The 16,475-nt window shown below is 62.5% G+C and carries 13 protein-coding genes; 10 read left to right on the forward strand and 3 right to left on the reverse strand.

The genetic code is table 11. The features are described from left to right. Nucleotides 1-14: 14 nt before the first annotated feature. Nucleotides 15-1,415: a MocR-like pyridoxine biosynthesis transcription factor PdxR gene (gene pdxR, locus AR689_RS00755; protein ID WP_062065397.1), complete on the reverse strand. Its 1,401-nt coding sequence runs from the start codon at nt 1,413-1,415 to the stop codon at nt 15-17. 114 nt (nt 1,416-1,529) lie between these two features. Between pdxR and AR689_RS00760 the strand changes: the two genes are divergently transcribed. After that, nucleotides 1,530-2,306, forward strand: coding sequence for a dihydrodipicolinate synthase family protein (locus tag AR689_RS00760; protein ID WP_353611601.1), 777 nt, complete (start codon nt 1,530-1,532; stop codon nt 2,304-2,306). 115 nt (nt 2,307-2,421) lie between these two features. Further along, a complete protein-coding gene (locus tag AR689_RS00765; protein WP_082697717.1) occupies nt 2,422-3,678 on the forward strand; it encodes an MFS transporter in 1,257 nt (418 codons plus the stop codon). A 145-nt stretch (nt 3,679-3,823) separates the two neighbouring features. Here the strand turns inward: AR689_RS00765 and AR689_RS00770 are convergent, their stop codons facing one another. Further along, nucleotides 3,824-4,846, reverse strand: coding sequence for a DUF808 domain-containing protein (locus AR689_RS00770; RefSeq protein WP_062065403.1), 1,023 nt, complete (start codon nt 4,844-4,846; stop codon nt 3,824-3,826). A gap of 205 nt (nt 4,847-5,051) precedes the next feature. Then, entirely contained in the window at nt 5,052-5,828 is a 777-nt protein-coding gene (locus AR689_RS00775) for a type 1 glutamine amidotransferase domain-containing protein (RefSeq protein ID WP_062065406.1), read from the reverse strand. A 463-nt stretch (nt 5,829-6,291) separates the two neighbouring features. On the opposite strand from AR689_RS00775, the gene AR689_RS00780 reads away from it, so the two are divergent. The 8 genes from AR689_RS00780 (at nt 6,292) to AR689_RS00815 (ending at nt 16,456) form a co-directional block, all read left to right on the forward strand. Then, on the forward strand, nt 6,292-7,359 hold the full coding sequence (locus tag AR689_RS00780; protein ID WP_062065409.1) for a LacI family DNA-binding transcriptional regulator: 1,068 nt from the start codon (nt 6,292-6,294) through the stop codon (nt 7,357-7,359). 79 nt (nt 7,360-7,438) lie between these two features. Continuing rightward, nucleotides 7,439-9,112: an ABC transporter substrate-binding protein gene (locus AR689_RS00785; protein ID WP_062065412.1), complete on the forward strand. Its 1,674-nt coding sequence runs from the start codon at nt 7,439-7,441 to the stop codon at nt 9,110-9,112. Between the two features lie 252 nt (nt 9,113-9,364). Further along, on the forward strand, nt 9,365-10,342 hold the full coding sequence (locus AR689_RS00790; protein ID WP_062065415.1) for an ABC transporter permease: 978 nt from the start codon (nt 9,365-9,367) through the stop codon (nt 10,340-10,342). 10 nt (nt 10,343-10,352) lie between these two features. Continuing rightward, the gene (locus AR689_RS00795) at nt 10,353-11,291 is read left to right on the forward strand and encodes an ABC transporter permease (protein WP_062065418.1); all 939 of its coding nucleotides are present in this window, start codon (nt 10,353-10,355) and stop codon (nt 11,289-11,291) included. Then, complete coding sequence (locus AR689_RS00800; RefSeq protein ID WP_062065421.1) at nt 11,288-12,250, forward strand: ABC transporter ATP-binding protein; 963 nt, start codon at nt 11,288-11,290, stop codon at nt 12,248-12,250. The genes AR689_RS00795 and AR689_RS00800 overlap by 4 nt, the downstream gene beginning before the upstream one ends. Continuing rightward, entirely contained in the window at nt 12,247-13,341 is a 1,095-nt protein-coding gene (locus tag AR689_RS00805) for an ATP-binding cassette domain-containing protein (RefSeq protein ID WP_062065425.1), read from the forward strand. The genes AR689_RS00800 and AR689_RS00805 overlap by 4 nt, the downstream gene beginning before the upstream one ends. Next, nucleotides 13,338-14,885: a glycoside hydrolase family 32 protein gene (locus AR689_RS00810; protein WP_062065428.1), complete on the forward strand. Its 1,548-nt coding sequence runs from the start codon at nt 13,338-13,340 to the stop codon at nt 14,883-14,885. Before AR689_RS00805 ends, AR689_RS00810 begins: the two co-directional genes overlap by 4 nt. Nucleotides 14,886-15,031: 146 nt before the next feature. Next, on the forward strand, nt 15,032-16,456 hold the full coding sequence (locus AR689_RS00815) for a glycoside hydrolase family 32 protein (protein ID WP_062065430.1): 1,425 nt from the start codon (nt 15,032-15,034) through the stop codon (nt 16,454-16,456). The last annotated feature ends 19 nt before the right edge of the window (nt 16,457-16,475 follow it).

The raw sequence follows: 16,475 nt of genomic DNA on the forward strand, positions 1-16,475 counted from the left end.
AGTGCCAGACGAGATCACTGCGTCGGTTGTCCGATCAGATCCGTGAGAATAGTGAAGGCTTTGGCAAGCTGCAGATCCGACGCGGCTCCGTAGCCAAGAACGAGTCCATTCTCGGGCGGGCGGTCCGCATAATACGCAGCCAAGGGGATGACCCGCACTCCCAGTTCCAGCGCTGCGGCGGCCACGTTAGTGGCTTCCGGGTTCTTGAACCGCACCACGGCGTGCAGGCCGCCGTCGAGGGCTGAGAGTTCCAAGTTACTCCTGGACCCCAGCCGGTCAATGAGGAGGGACCGGCGGTGCGTATATTCCCGCCTGGCCCGCGTGATGTGCCGGGAAAGCCCGCCTCCGTGGATGTAATGGGCGATTGCTGACTGCAGTACGCCGGCAACGGGTGTGTCCAAAGCTTCCCTCGTGGCCTTTAGCCGTTGACCGGAGTCGCCGCGAACCACCAGGTAGCCGCATCGCAGCCAAGGGCTGAGGTTTTTGGAGAACGTTCCGAGGAGGACTACGTCCGCCCCGATGGGCAGGGATGCCACGGCGGGGAGAGGCATTCTGCTGTGTCTGAATTCGCTGTCGTAGTCGTCCTCCAGCACAAGTACACCGTGCTGGTCCGCCCAGTTCAGCAGCCCCAGCCTTTCCTGAACGGTCATCCTGCCGCCCAGCGGGTACTGGTGGCTGGGTGTCACCAGAACTGCCTCCGGGATCTCCTTGAGCGATGCCAACTGTGAGCTCTTCAGGCCGTTTTCATCCACGGGCAGTGTGGCGAGCCGGGCGCCGGCCGCCGACATGACCCGGCGCGCAGTGGGGTAGCCGGGGTCCTCAACCAGGATTCGGGGCTGGGTGGCCCGGCTGCGGAGCATGGCGACGATGAGATGCAGCGCGTCGCTGGTGCCCCCGGTGATGATGACGTCATCAGCGTCGACGGCGAGGCCCCTGGACACGGCCAAGTGATCAGCGACAGCTTCACGCAGAGCCGGGATCCCCAATGCGGGCGGGAGTTCGACCTTGCCCTGTTCCGCCACGGCCAACTTCCAGGCACTGCGCCATTGCCTGTCCTGAAACGGGGATCCGGAGGGTCGGCCAGGCGTCAGGTCTATCAGCTCAGCCTGGGGCGAAGTACTTGATGGTTTCCTGCCCTGAGATGGGCGGCTGTGGATGTCCGGACGGATGGCCACTCTGGTCCCGCCCGCGCCGTTGCTCACCAAGAACCCCTCGCCTGAGAGTTGTTCAAACGCCCGCACCACAACACCTCTGGAGATACCAAGTTCCGCGGCGAGCCTACGGGTGGCCGGCAGGGTGTGCTCAGGCTGCAGGACACCGGTGAGGATGGCGGCCCGCAGCTGGCTGGCCACTTGGGCTGCGAGGGAATTGGGGTGGTTCCTATCCAGCTCGATCGGCAGCTCAGCTACTGCCATTTGGACCTCCAGACTTATTCATTCTTGGATCTAGTGTAGGACCAAAGGCTTTGGGAGCATGGAGAAAGTTACTTGAAGCGCTGCCTTCATGCAGCACGACGAAAGAAGGAAACAGTGTTCAACGGCCTCAGCGCATTTCCGCTCACCCCCTTGGTGGGCGAACGCGTGGACCTCAAGGCCCTCGGCAAAGTGGTGAACCGCGCTGCGAAGGCCGGAGTGGACTCGCTGGGTGTTCTCGGTTCAACGGGAAATTACGCCTACCTCTCCCGGGAGGAACGCAAAGCAGTGCTGGAAGCGGCGGTGGGGGCTTCCAACGGCGTCCCGGTACTTGCTGGAGTGGGAGCAGTGCGCACCCGGGATGTGCTGCTGCATGCAGGCGATGCCCAGCGCGCCGGGGCTCAAGCGTTGCTCCTAGCCCCGGTGTCCTATCAGAAGCTTTCCGACGACGAGGTATTTGGACTCTTCGATACTGTGGCGGCAGAGTCCGATCTTCCGATCGTTGTTTACGACAATCCGGGTACCACCGGCTTCACCTTCAGCGATGACCTGCACGCCAGGATTGCCAGGATCCCGGGAATTGCCTCCCTCAAGATTCCGCCGCCCGCGGCCGGAGAAGTCGCTGCCCGGGTCACCAAGCTCAAGGCCGGATTGCCCGGCCACACATCACTGGGCATCAGTGGCGATTGGGTTGCCGCGGACGCGTTGCTTGCCGGATGCAATGTTTGGTACTCAGCGATTGCGGGGGTGTTACCTCGCCAGGCAAGGGCCCTGGTTGATCACGCCGTCGCTGGCCGAAGAGATCAGGCGCTGGCGGCATCCGCGGACTTGGAACCCATCTGGGGCCCTGTTCCGTACCTATGGAAGCCTTCGCGTCGCCGCGGCTTTGGCTGAGGATCTTGGCGTGGTGACGTCCTCGGCTTTGCCGCTGCCACTGCGCGGTTTGGATGCCGAGGGCCGGGACTTGGTGGCCTCAGCCATTCGGCAGTGTGGTGTGGAGGCTTAGCCCTTGGCTCAGGATGAAACGTCCGGGACATTTCACGATGGTGGCGGAAGGGGAGTGGGCCTGGCCGGGAAAGGCCAGGATGCTGAAACGAACCAGCCAGGTAGTTTGGGTGGCCTTGCCCGCTATGTAGTAGCCGCCACCTTGGCACGCAGCGCGGACGGTGGGGCTGTTGTGGCGATAGTCCTGTTGGCGACCACTAGTGGTGCGTCAGGGTGGCTGGCCGGGATTCTGGGTGCGTGCATCACGGCGCCGCATCTCTTCGGGCCGCTGGTAGCGCGAAGGTTGGATACAGCCGAGGATGGCAGGACTGTTATTGCTTGGGCATGTGTATTCCACGGGGCCAGCCTGGCGGCGGCGGTTCTTCTTTTCCCGGTGACTCCGCCCTTGGTGCCCGGGCTCCTCCTGATCGCCTCCGGATTGGTGGGCCCACTCCTCACAGGCGGCATCAGCAGCAGGTTGACAGCAATTGCCGGACCGGAGCGGACCAGCCAGCGCCGGGCTCAAGGCTGGGACGTGGCCAGCTATGGCATCGGTGGCACCATCGGACCGTCCTTGGTTGCGGCGGTCTCGGCCTGGGCCAACCCGGCCGCTGCAGCATTGATCCTTGCAGCGTCGACTTTCGTGGCAGCGGCTCTCATCAGGCTTCTGCCCTACGCGCCTCCGGCCTCCGCTGCCGCTGACGTTCCACGGCCCGGCCGCACGCTCCTGATGATGATCTCCACCGGCCCGCTTCGACGAACCCTCTACATGACCATTGTGGTGGCGTTGGCGGTGGCCGTACTACCCATCACCGCGGTGGCGTCCACGGGGGAACTTGGCGCAGCGCCAGCCGCGGCCGGTCTTTTGACGGCAGCCTATGGGCTCGGCGGACTCCTGGGTTCAGCGGGCGTCATGACCCGGCCGCTGAAAACCGACGCGGATCCGTTGATGACCTGGCTGGCTGCTACTGTCGCGATTGCTCTGGGTGGTGCAGCCTTGGCGGGGACCTTCCCGACGGCGGTTGCGGCCTTTGCTTGTGCCGGCGTGCTGAACTCCTACTTCTTCGCCGCCACGTTGGCGGCCCGCAGCGAATACGCGCCGCCCGCTGCGCGAGGTCAGGTGTTCGTCTGGATCGGCGCACTGAAGATCACTGCCGGTTCAGCCGGCACAGCACTGGCGGGAGCACTCATCGCCCCTGCAACCCGCTTGCCGTTGTTCCTTGCATCCGGGCTCATTGTCTTGGCCGTCGTGACGTCCATGGTGGACCGGCGCAGCGATTAAGGTACTGCTGATGGATTCGCACGCCTGAGCGTCTTGGAGGCCTGACCACAGCAGTTCCCAACGTCAGAACGGCACCCCTCAGGCGAAGCTTGAGGGGTGCCGTTCTGAGGGTCCAACGGTGACCGTGCGGTCGGCCGCCAGCTTGCTAGGAGACTGGATCTTCGGTGTGATTCGTAGGCTTATGACCTGAAATTGCGGCGCGGACATCGCCTTCCTCGTGCCCTTCCTTCTTCTTGCCAAAAGGCAGCACCTTGAGCAGCGGGTGCAGGATGAGCATGATGACCAGACCCCAGACAGCTCCCAGAATGGCCGAGCACAACGTGTTGACGAGCCAGGCGAGGAAACCGCCAACCACCGCGATCCCGGCGAAGGGTGTCTCGAGTACATGAACAAGGTCATAAGGCCCGTGCCAGCCGAGGTCGTACGCACCCTGCAGCATGATGTGGCCGCCAACCCACAGCATGGCGATGGTCCCGATCAGGGTGATGGCAGCCAGTACAGCCGGCATTCCCTTGACAAGCAGGCGGCCGAAGCGCTGGGAACCCGCGGAGTCCTTGGTGGTCAGGTGCAGGCCGATGTCGTCCATTTTGACGATGAGCCCTACCGCACCGTAAACGAGGACGGTGATGATTACTGCTACCACCACCAGGATGAAAGCCCTGACCCACAATGATTCAGCGGCTACCTCATTCATGGCGATGACCATGATCTCGCAGGACAGGATGAAGTCCGTGGTGATGGCGCCCTTGGTCACCTTGGCCTCGGCCTCGGGTCCGCGTTGAACGGCTGGCGCTTTCTCATGCTCGGAGTGGCCGCGGAGTTTGTGCCAAACCTTCTCGGCTCCCTCGTAGCACAGGTAGGTGCCGCCCAACATGAGGATGAACGGAATAACTCCCGGGATGAAGGCGCTGACCAGCAGCAGCGCCGGGAGGATGATCACCAGCTTGTTTCGCAGCGAGCCCCAGAAGATCCGCTTGATCATGGGCAGCTCGCGGGAAGGGTCCGCCCCGGAGACGTACTGCGGTGTGACAGCGGCGTCGTCAATGACCACGCCCGCGGCTTTGGCCCCGGCTTTGGCGGCCCCTGCAGCGATGTCGTCCACGGATGCAGCCGCTATGCGGGCCAGAGCTGCAACGTCGTCCAAAAGCGCTACCAAACCGCCGCTCATCGAACCACCCCGTTCTGCTCATGGGTGGACAGCAGTGTATGGCTACGTAAGTAGAAACGCGTTATTGGCATGCTCGGATTATATGCTGGCGACGTCCACGGTTCTCAGCCCGGGAGCGGAGGCCGCACGGGCAGCCCTGAAACTGTCGGACGGCCCCCAATGAGGGGGCCGTCCGGATCAGTGCCAGTGGGTCAGTGCCAGCAGACTAGTGTTCGGCGTCCGCCGCTTCCTTTTTGGCAGTTTTCTCAGCGTCTTTCTCAGCACGCAGCGCCTCTGCCTCATGCTGCTCTTCAGCCTTTTCCTGGTGGATGACCTCGGCGAAGAGCTTCTCCATTTCTTTGGCGACGCCTGCCGCTGAGGCTGGATTCTGGCCGGTCACCAGCCGCTCGTCCACCGCCACCTTCTCTTCGAAGACACCTGCGGAAACGTGACGGGCGCCCTGTTCTTCCAAACGGTCTGCCAGGAAAAACGGGATGACCTTGTCCTTACCGGCGGCCACTTCCTCATCGTTGGTGAACGCGGCAACGTCCCGTCCTTGTACGAGGCGGAAACCGTTGTTCAGTTCCACGTTCAGCAGTCCAGCAGGACCGTGGCATACCGCGCCCACCAGGCCGCCGGCGTCGTAAACGCTGGCTACCAGGCGCTGGAGTCCTTCGCTGTCCGGGAAGTCCCACATAGTGCCGTGACCTCCTACGAGGTAGACGGCGTCGTATTGCTCTGGATCCACGACGTCCACCCGGGCAGTGTTGTAGAGTCCGGCGCGTGTGGTTTCATCCTTGGTGAAGGCAACCTGGATGGGATCATCGGCGTCTACCTCGTCGGCGGGAGGCTGGCCGCCCTTGATGGAGGCAAAATCAACAAAGTGACCCGAATCTTTGAAGACCTTCCAAGGATGTGCGGCTTCGGCGACGTTGTAGCCGGTCTTCTCGCCTGTGGTGCCGAGTTCGGAAACGCTGGTCAGTACCATGAGGATTTTCTTCATGAAGTGCTCCTTTCGTCCACCATCCACCCTACGCCCCACGTGATTCCGTCCTTGAAGCGTTCTGAAGCAACAGACGAATGGTTTAGAGCGTGACCGCGTCAGTCGAAAAACGTGCGGCGCGTGGGTCGGGCTCAGGTTGCCCGGACGTTTCCACCACAGCATCTTGGAGTGTGGGGACTGCCTGGCTGGAAGAGTGCCGAAATCCCCTGATTCCACTGTTTCTAGAGTTCACTCAGGCCACCTTGAATCTCAGGGGCTGAGGCATGGGGACCGCCGGGGCATCCACGCCTAAGGCACTTTCGCGCGTGCCATTTTGGGCTGTTGACATACTGGAAGTAACGCGGGTAACCTAAGTCACATGCCCAACAGGTAACGCGCGTTACCAACATCGTTCCCTGCGCAGCAGCCAGACAATGAAGCACTGGCAACACCATCTCATCAACCAAGAGCTCCGGAGTATTCAATGGCGAAAACCAACCCCGACGAGTCCGCACCTGTGCGGCAACGGGGAGTCACCATGAAGGACGTCGCCAACCACGCCGGCGTCTCCCGGACAGCAGTCTCGATTGTGCTGAGTAACCGCGAAAACGCCAGCATTTCCGAGGAAACCCGCACCCGGATCAATCACGCTGTGCAGGAACTGGGCTATCGTCCCAATGCCGGCGCGCGTGCGCTGGCATCCCGGCGCAGTGACTGGTACGGGATAGTCACCGAGATCGTCACGGCACCCTTCGCCGTCGACATCATCAAAGGAGCTCAAGACCAAGCCTGGCTTGACCGCCGGTTCCTGCTCATCGCGCCCTCCGACCAGGCCGATGCCGTAGGACCCAACCAGGGCCTGGAAGATGCCGCTACTGAAAAGCTGTTGGAGCAACGAGTGGAAGGACTTCTGTACGCAGCCACCTTTCACCGGGGCGTGCATGTTCCACAGAGCGCCAATGAAGTACCCACCGTCCTGATCAATTGTTTCGACGCGGACGGGAAGCTGCCCTCGATCGTCCCTGACGAGCGTGGGGGCGGACGCGTGGCGGTGGAACGATTGCTCCAAGCCGGTCACACCCGGATTGGCATCATCAACCTTGACCCGGATATTCCGGCTGCAGTGGGACGTTTGGAGGGTGCACGCGAAGCACTCGCCAACGCCGGACTGGAGCTTGACCCTGAACTGGTGGTGTCAGGATACGCAACGGCTGACGGGGGCTACGAAGCCACGTGCCACATCCTGGATCGCTACCCGGAAAGTGACAGGCCAACAGCACTGTTCTGCCTCAATGACCGCATGGCGATGGGCGCCTATGACGCCATCAAGGAACGGGGCCTGACCATCCCCGGGGACATCGCCGTGATCGGCTTCGACAACCAGGAACTTATTGCGGCCTACCTGCGGCCGAAGTTGACCACGGTTGCGTTGCCCTTCGAAAAAATGGGCGCCCTGGGCGTCCAAACGCTCGCCGCTCTTACAGCAGGACAGCCGATCCTTGCCGACCAGCAATTGGTCGACTGTCCGCTGCTAGAACGCTCTTCGGTCTGACCGCGAAATCAACGTCGAAGAGCAAACCCTTACCCACCCCTTCACCTTGGACGATGAAGATAGGAAAGAGATAACCATCATGACACAACCCCGATACTTCCGGGCTGCCCGGATGACGGCGGCAAGCCTTGCAGTGGGCGCGATGCTGCTCACCGGCTGCACAGCAAATGTCACTAAAACAAGTACCTCCGACGCCGGAGCGAACGCCGGCGCGTTCCTCACCATTCCGCGTGAGGACATGGGCACGTTCGTGCAGAACTTCAACCCGTTCGCTCCCACGGTGAACCCGATGGTTCAGCAGTCCATCTACGAATCCCTCCTGATCTTCAACCCGGCAAAGGGAGACACGGTGCCGTGGCTGGCCACCGAGTGGAAGGCGGCAGAGGACGGCAAGTCGGTCACCTTCACCCTTCGTGACGGCGTGAAGTGGTCCGACGGGCAGCCCCTGGTTGCTGATGATGTTGCCTACACTTTCGAACTTCAGAAGAAGATCAAGGGCGGTTTCGAGTATCTGGACACCGTCACGGCCGAAGGTAACAACGTCACGTTCAACTTCAACAAGCCGTGGTCGCCTGCCCTCTACGACATCGGCCAACTCATCATCCTGCCCAAGCACATCTGGGCTGCTTTGCCGGACCCGGAAAAGGATACGAACGCCAATCCGGTGGGTACAGGACCGTACACCGAAGTGGATACTTTCCAGGCCCAATCCTTCGTGCTGAAGAAGAACCCCAACTACTGGCAGCCGGAGAAGCAGAAGATCGCCGGCATCAAGATGCTCGCCTTCGCAGGAAACGACGGCGCCAACCTCGCCGCCGCGAACGGGGATGTGGACTGGGCTCCGCAGTACATTCCCAACATTGAAAAGACGTTCGTTTCAAAGGACAAGGAACACCGCCAGTACTGGTTCCCCGCCACCGGTTCAATGATCAACTGGCAGCTCAATACCACCAAAGCGCCGTTCAACGATGTTGACGTGCGCAAGGCGTTGAGCATGGCCGTTGACCGCGAACAGGTCACCAAAATTGGGATGAGCGGCTACGCCAAGCCGGCGGACTGCACTGGACTCTCCGGCAACTATGAAACCTGGAAGAACGCCGCGGTCAAGGACAACTGCACGTGGACCAACCACGACGTACAGAAGGCCAACGAGCTTCTGGACAAGGCGGGCTATCCCAAGGGAGCAGACGGGAAACGCACTCTCAAGGACGGGAAGCCCTTCGAGTTCAAGATTTCCGTGGGCGCCACTTCTTCCGATTGGCTGTCCGTGGCCAACGTGATCTCGCAGAACCTGGCCGAGGTGGGTGTCACTGCCAAGGTTGAGTCCCCGGACTGGGCTGCAGTGGTTGCCGGCTACGAGACCGGCGACTTCGACTCCGGGATCGTCTGGAGCGCCAACGATCCCAGCCCTTACAAGTACTTCAACACCACCATGGGCACCTCCACTGTGAAGCCGGTGGGCACCAAGACATTTGATAACTACCACCGCTTCGGCGACGCGAAAGCCGACGCCCTGCTGGCCGACTTCGCTGCGGAGGCCGATCAGTCCAAGCAAAAGGACATCGCCAACAAGCTGCAGGAAGAGTACAACGACGCCGCACCCCTGGTGCCGCTGTTCTCCGGCCCTGAATGGGGTGCCTTCAACGACACCCGGTTCACCGGCTGGCCCACCGAGGGCAACCCGTATGCCACCCTCTCGGTCCGCGCGCCCACAACGGTGCTGGTGCTGACCACGCTGGAACCGCGCGCGTAGTCCCCACCGCCGCCCTAACCTCGCAGCGCTTCGGCCAGGGAACCCGGGCGGCGTGGGCCCACCCACCGCCGCCCTAACCTCGCAGCGCTTCGGCCAGGGAACCCGGGCGGCGTGGGCCCATCACAGCGGTGGCCAGCCCTCACCGCACGCCCGGCGGCTCACCGCCGCTAAACCGGCCATCGCCGCCAACCCGGCCGTTGCCGCCGGGCGTGCCCTCTCACACTTTCCGCAATTCCCGAACGGAGGGAAACCGTGCGCTTCATCCTGCGCCGCCTGGGTTTCTACCTGATCGCCTTCTGGGCATCCATCACCCTGAATTTCCTGCTCCCGCGGTTCATGCCGGGAGACCCCGTGTCCCGCATGTTTGCCCGCTCCCAGGACCGAATGCAACCTGAACAGATAGAGGCCCTGCGCAAGCTGCTGGGTGTTGATGACCGGCCCATTTGGGAGCAATACATCGACTACATGCACAACGTCTTCACCGGGCAGATGGGTGTCTCCATCTCCCGTTTCCCCACCCCTGTCACCGAAGTCATCTCGTCCCAAATCGGTTGGACACTCCTGCTGGGCGGAACCGCACTGGTGATCGCCGCCGTCGTGGGCAACCTGCTGGGTATCCTGGCGGCTTGGCGGCGCGGCGGCGCGATCGACTCCGCGCTCCCACCGGTACTGGTGTTCATCGGCTCGTTCCCGTACTTCTGGCTCGCCATGGGTGCGCTGTACCTGTTCGGCGTGGTGCTGGGTTGGTTCCCCATCCGGCATGCGTTCACGGACGGTTTGGAGCCGGCATTCACCTGGGAGTTCATCGGCGACGTCGGTGCCCACCTTGTGCTGCCGGCGCTGACGATCGTGCTGGTCTCCATCGGCGGATGGATGCTCGGGATGCGAAACACGATGATCGCCACCAATTCCGAGGACTACATCACCATGGCCGAAGCCAAGGGCCTCCGTCCGGGCCGCATCATGCTCCGCTACGCAGCCCGTAATGCCATGCTCCCGTCCGTAACGAGCTTCGGCATGGGACTGGGTTTCGTGGTGGGCGGTGCCTTGCTCACGGAGGTGGTGTTCGCCTATCCCGGCGTCGGCTACCAGCTCCTCAATGCCGTTCAAGGCCTCGACTATCCGCTCATGCAGGGCTTGTTCCTGACCATCACTGCCGCTGTTCTGCTTGCCAACTTCCTGGTGGACATCCTGTACGTCCGCCTCGACCCGCGCGTGCGCAGCAACTAGAGGACTGACCATGACAACCGCACTTCTCAAGCAGCCAACCCAGCCCACGGCCGTCCGCAAGCCCAACCGCAGCTTCATCCACGGCCTTATCAGCAACAAGAAAGCGCTGACCGGCATGGCCGTGATGATCATCTTCATTGCACTGGCCTTGCTGGCGCCGCTCCTGTTTCCGGGCGATCCGTCAAGGATCACCGCCATGGCTTCCCTGGAACCATCGGCCGAGCACTGGCTGGGTACCACCGCCAAAGGACAGGACGTCCTGGCGTTGACGGTCCACGGTTCACGAAGCTCGCTGTTCGTGGGCCTGACAGTGGGCATCGCATCGACGTTCATCGGCATCCTGGTTGGCCTGGCTTCGGCGTACTTCGGCAAATTCATTGACGAAGCACTCTCCCTGGTCACCAACGTCTTCCTGCTCCTGCCCGGCCTGCCGCTGCTGGTTATCCTGGCCGCTTTCCTTCCGCCCGGCCTGGGCACGGTGATCCTGGTCCTGGTGGTGACCGGATGGGCCGGCTCGGCGCGGGTCCTGCGTTCACAGGCGCTATCCATCCGTTCCAAGGACTTCGTAGCTGCGGCTGTTGTGTCCGGCGAACGGGCCGGCCGGATCATGTTCCGGGAGATCCTGCCCAACATGGCCTCGATCGTCATGGGTACCCTTCTGGCTTGCGTGATTTACGGAATCGGCGCACAAGCTGGCCTGGAGTTCCTCGGACTGGGCGATGTCAGCACGGTCTCCTGGGGCAACAACCTCTTCTGGGCCGGCAATGAAGGCGCCTTGCTGACGGGCAGTTGGTGGGTCTTCGTACCCTCCGGCGTGTGCATCGCACTGGTGGCCTTCGCCCTGGCCCTGATCAACTACGCCGTGGATGAAGTCACCAACCCGCGGCTGCGAAAGATCAAAACCCCCAAAACAACACCCGCTAAAGTCGAAAGGAGCGCCGCCAAATGACCATCTCCCAAGTTTCCTTCGGCTCCCACGAACCTGTCCTGGACATCAAGAACCTCACGGTCAAGTACATCGGCGACACCCGCTCCACCACCGCCGTCGATCGCGTTTCCTTCAGCATTGGCACCGGTGAGGTATTCGGTCTCGCGGGGGAGTCCGGCTGCGGAAAGTCCACCATTGCCAACTCGATCATGAGGCTCCTGAAGGATCCTGCGAAGATCGCCGCCGGCAGTATTTCCTTCGGTGGAAAGGACGTCCTGGCCATGAGCCCGGAGGAGCTGCGGCGCTTCCGCTGGCAGGACGTGGCCATGGTGTTCCAGTCGGCCATGAACTCGCTCAATCCAGTGCTGACCATCGGCGAACAGATCGTGGACATTTTCACCACTCACGCCGGTTACTCCCGCAAGGAATCAATGCGGCGTGCCGGTGAACTGCTGGAACTGGTGAGAATTGACGCTGCCCGGCTTAAGTCCTATCCGCACCAGCTCTCCGGCGGCATGCGTCAACGCGCTGTGATTGCCATGGCGGTGGCACTCAAGCCGTCATTGTTGATCCTGGACGAGCCCACCACCGCCCTGGACGTGGTGGTGCAGCAGGAGATCATGGCCCAAATCAAGGAACTCCAACGCGAGCTTGGCTTCTCCGTCCTGTTCATCACGCACGACATGTCCCTCATGGTGGAACTCTCGCACCGTATGGCCGTGATGTACGGCGGGCGCATCGTGGAGACCGCCAAGGCCCAGGACGTTTACGCCACACCCCGCCACCCCTACACCCAGGCGCTGATGGGCGCGTTCCCGCCGCTCAGCGGTCCCCGTCTTCCGCTGACCGGACTGCCCGACGGCGTGAAGTTCCGTAACATCCCGGACCTCAGCGAGGCTGCACCCGGCCACTTTGTGGCACCTTTCGGTGCCGACGCTTCGGTTGCTGAATCCGCCAATCTGGAAGGAGCCGCACGATGAGCCACTCACTGATCACGCCATCGGTAGTGTCCAACACAGGCACCCCTGCCCTGGAGATTCGCGGTCTGGGAAAGACTTTCCCTCTTGGCGGCCTGTTCTCCCGCGATTCTGTTCGCGCCCTGCACGGGATCGATCTGACCATCGGCAAGGGCGAAATCGTGGCGCTCGTGGGGGAGTCCGGTTCCGGCAAGAGCACCCTGGCCCGCTGTGTGGCGCGGCTCGAAAAGCCGAGCTCGGGGGAGATCCTCATTGACGGCGTCGACGTCCTGAAACGCGACCGGTTCCAGGCCTCACGTGCGTTCAGATCACAGTTACAGATGGTGTTCCAGGACCCCTTCGGATCCTTGAATCCAGCCCACAGAATGGATCACTTCCTCCGGCGCTCCCTGGCAATCCACGGCAAGAGTGGCAGATCGGAGCGGGAGACCCAGAGTCGGCTCGAAGAACTCATGACCACGGTAGGCCTGCAGGCCGACATGCTGAACTCGTATCCGCACGAGCTCTCCGGAGGCCAGCGCCAACGCGTCGCGATCGCCCGGGCCCTCGCGGTTGAACCGCAGGTCATCCTGGCTGACGAGCCCACGTCCATGCTGGACGTTTCTGTCCGGATCGGTGTATTGAACCTGATGCGCAAGCTCCGCGACGAGCAGGGCATCTCCATGCTCTATATCACCCACGACCTCGCGTCTGCCCGCTACTTGGCAGACCGGACCGCGGTCATGTTCGCCGGCGAATTTGTTGAGGAAGGCGAATCATTGGACCTTCTGGCCAACCCTGCGCACCCTTACACGCAACTGCTGGTTTCAGCTGTCCCGGACCCCGCCCGGGCAGGCTCGTATGATCCGGTCCGCAGGGCCGAACTGCGGAAAGCCGTGATGGCCTCACAGCACTGTGCGTTCCATGGCGATCCGAACCAGGCCTGTTCGTCAGAGGAACCTGTGCGTCATCAGGTGGGTGACCCCGAAAACCGTCACTGGGTACGCTGCCACCTCTACCGGCCCTGGGCTGCTGCCAGCGGCCATGCCTTGGCCAGCGAGCCACTCCCACCCAGCCACCCGGCGTCGAACGCTCAAGAAAAGGCTTCCGCATGACTGAAACCATCCACCCACTGGCCACCATTCCACGGGAAGAACTGCTCTCCCGCGCAGAGGCCGACCCCCTCCGCCCGCGATTCCACTTTGTCTCGCCGGCCGGTTGGCTCAACGATCCCAACGGGGTCAGTCAATGGAACGGCACGTACCACCTGTTCTACCAATACAACCCTGAAGGTGCCTTCCACCACCGCATCCAGTGGGGGCATGCCACCAGCACGGACCTGGTCACCTGGACTGACCAGCCAGTGGCCTTGGAACCTTCCGCGGGACCCGATGCCGAGGGCTGCTGGTCCGGGGTGTTGGTGAACGACGACGGTACGCCCACCCTGGTGTACTCGGGACGGTTTGAAGGCAAGGAGCTTCCCTGCGTCGCAGTGGGTTCCCCGGACCTGCTGACCTGGACCAAAGATCCCGGAAATCCTGTTATTGCTGCACCGCCGGCTGGCGTCGACATTACGGCTTACCGCGATCACTGCGTATGGCGCGAAGGAGACACCTGGCGCCAGTTGGTGGGTTCAGGAATCCGTGACGTCGGGGGTACCGCGTTCCTGTATGAGTCCTCGGACCTCAGGACCTGGGACTACCGTGGGCCACTGCTGATTGGCGACGCCCAAGGGGATCCCGCGGACACGGACTGGACCGGGACCATGTGGGAATGCGTTGACCTGTTCCGGGCCGGACAAGGACGGTTGGGGTCCGCACCCGCTGACCACTCGCCCGATGTGCTGGTCTTCTCCGCATGGGACGACGGCGAAACCCGCCACCCGTTGTACTGGACCGGCCGCTACGCCGGGGATACTTTCACGTCGGAGGCGCTGCACCGGCTGGACTATGGGGGCCGCTTCTTCTATGCACCCCAGTCTTTCCTGGATGAGTCAGGCCGACGCGTCATGTTTGGCTGGATGCAGGAAGGGCGAAGTGACGCGGCGATGGTGGACGCCGGCTGGTCCGGAGTCATGAGCCTGCCGCGGCTCACCACCGTGGCCAACGACGGAACCTTGGAGTTTGCACCGGTTCCGGAAATCGGGAAGCTGCGCAGGAACCACACCAGCGTGCCGGCCCAAGTGCTGGTAGGCGCCGGAACACGGGTCACCACAGTTGTGTCCGGTAACCAGCTGGACCTTGAGCTGGATGTGCAGCTGGCTCCCGGGGCAGAGATTCGTTTGGGCGTGCTGGCGTCGGCTGATGGCGCTGAGCAAACGGTGATCGTGCTTGGCCGGGATGCTGACGGAACCCCTACCGGTACCCTTCGGCTTGATCGCACCCGCAGCAGCCTTGACTCTGCCGTTGATGTGGAGGAGAAGTCCGGCCCCCTTTCCATGACGGACGGTCGTGTTCGCCTGCGCGTGTTGGTGGACCGGTCCGCCGTCGAAATTTTCGCCAACGGAAAGCCGCTCACCGCCCGTATCTACCCGACGCTGGGCGGCGAGGGCGTGACACTGGCCGCCACCGAAGGCTCGGTGCGCCTGCTCTCCTTCGATGCTTGGACCATGGCTGGGGTCTTTGAAGAGACCCGTAGCCTCCTGCCTGAACGGAAGTGAAACCCATGAAGAATTCACCATCAGTCTCACGCCGAGGACTTCTCACCGGCGCCAGTGCGGTAGCCCTCGGCGGATCCTTGGCGCTGTCCACCCCCGTTGTGCCCGCCATGGCGGCGGGCGGCCCAGTATCGAAAGGAACATCCCGGATGCGCCCGGCCTATCACTTCAGCGTGGCCGACAACTGGAAAAACGATCCCCAGCGGCCCATCTACCTGGACGGGGAGTACCACTATTACTACTTGTACAACGCTGACTACATCAACGGCGGTGGTGGCACGTCCTGGCGCCGTGCCACCACTACCGATCACGTCGCGTTCCGGGACCGAGGTGTGGCGATACCGAAGTTCAGCAACGGCAACGGCGACTGTTGGTCAGGTTGCATGGTGGTTGATGAGGGCAATACTGCGGGATACGGAGCAGGTGCGGTCATTGCCCTTGTCACCCAAGCGCCGGAAGGCCGTCAAGCCCAGTACCTCTGGTACTCCAAAGACAGGGGCCGCTCTTTTAAGCCCGGAGGCCTTGCTCCGGTACTGCCCAACCCGGGGGTCCATGATTTCCGCGATCCCAAGGTGATCTGGGACGCAGACCGTGGCCGGTGGTTCATGGCCAATGCAGAGGGGCAAAAGCTGGGTTTCTACGCATCCCCGGACCTGCGGTCCTGGACGCGTGTTGGCGAGTTTCTTCGCAGCGACTTGGGGCTGCTGGAGTGCCCTGACCTCTTTAGGATGACTGCCGACGACGGCACCTCCCACTGGGTCCTCGGGACCAGCGCCAACGGCAAAGGGCGCGGATTACCTGCCACGTATGCGTATTGGACTGGAGCCTTTGACGGCAGTTCGTTTACCCCCGACCACGCCGAGCCGGAATGGCTCGATTACGGCTTCGACTTCTACGGCGCAGTGACTTATCCGCACCACCATGCCTCGGGGGCGGAAGACCCCACTCTTCGACGTGCCATCGGGTGGGCCAATTTCTGGGATTACCCCCACAACACACCGACCCTTGCCACTGATGGCTACAACGGCGATGACATGATCGTCCGCGATGTCCGCCTCAAGCGTGGAAACGGGTCCTATTACCTCGCCTCCGCCCCCACCTCGGCATTGGGAGACCACGTGAAGCGGACACACCGGCTCGGTGATGTGGCGGTTGCTGGCACTCATGACCTGAAGATCCGCTCGAACGCCTACGATCTGAGCTGCGAGCTGGTGTGGAACCCGGACGCACCGCCGGCCAATCTAGGGCTGGAGGTATGCCGTGCGCCCGGTGGAGGCAGGCATGTGGCGGCGGGCGCTTTCCTGCGTGGCCCGTTCACCTACGTCAACCGCCGCCCAACCATCAACCCCACTGGAGGCGAAACCCAAACCCCGGTGGACCCCTCCACTGGCCGGCTCACGCTGCGCATCCTTGTGGATCGCACCAGCGTGGAGGTGTTCGTGGCCGATGGTCGAGTGGTGCACTCACACAGGGTTTTCCCGCTTGAAGGCGACGACGGCATCCGCCTCTACGCCCATGAAGGATCGGCCACGTTCAAGGACCTGACCATCCGCGAGCTCAAGGTCACCCCCTAGTCAGCCCCGAAGACAGAGA

The organism is Arthrobacter sp. EpRS71 (genome assembly GCF_001512285.1).
Lineage (GTDB): Bacteria > Actinomycetota > Actinomycetes > Actinomycetales > Micrococcaceae > Arthrobacter.

Excerpts from the sequence above, each read along its gene's own strand:
- AR689_RS00800 (WP_062065421.1), top strand. The coding sequence starts at position 11,288 with ATGACCATCTCCCAAGTTTCCTTCGGCTCCCACGAACCTGTCCTGGAC.
- AR689_RS00805 (WP_062065425.1), top strand. The coding sequence starts at position 12,247 with ATGAGCCACTCACTGATCACGCCATCGGTAGTGTCCAACACAGGCACC.
- AR689_RS00775 (WP_062065406.1), bottom strand. The coding sequence starts at position 5,828 with ATGAAGAAAATCCTCATGGTACTGACCAGCGTTTCCGAACTCGGCACC.
- AR689_RS00780 (WP_062065409.1), top strand. The coding sequence starts at position 6,292 with ATGGCGAAAACCAACCCCGACGAGTCCGCACCTGTGCGGCAACGGGGA.
- pdxR (WP_062065397.1), bottom strand. The coding sequence starts at position 1,415 with ATGGCAGTAGCTGAGCTGCCGATCGAGCTGGATAGGAACCACCCCAAT.
- AR689_RS00795 (WP_062065418.1), top strand. The coding sequence starts at position 10,353 with ATGACAACCGCACTTCTCAAGCAGCCAACCCAGCCCACGGCCGTCCGC.
- AR689_RS00815 (WP_062065430.1), top strand. The coding sequence starts at position 15,032 with ATGCGCCCGGCCTATCACTTCAGCGTGGCCGACAACTGGAAAAACGAT.
- AR689_RS00810 (WP_062065428.1), top strand. The coding sequence starts at position 13,338 with ATGACTGAAACCATCCACCCACTGGCCACCATTCCACGGGAAGAACTG.
- AR689_RS00785 (WP_062065412.1), top strand. The coding sequence starts at position 7,439 with ATGACACAACCCCGATACTTCCGGGCTGCCCGGATGACGGCGGCAAGC.
- AR689_RS00770 (WP_062065403.1), bottom strand. The coding sequence starts at position 4,846 with ATGAGCGGCGGTTTGGTAGCGCTTTTGGACGACGTTGCAGCTCTGGCC.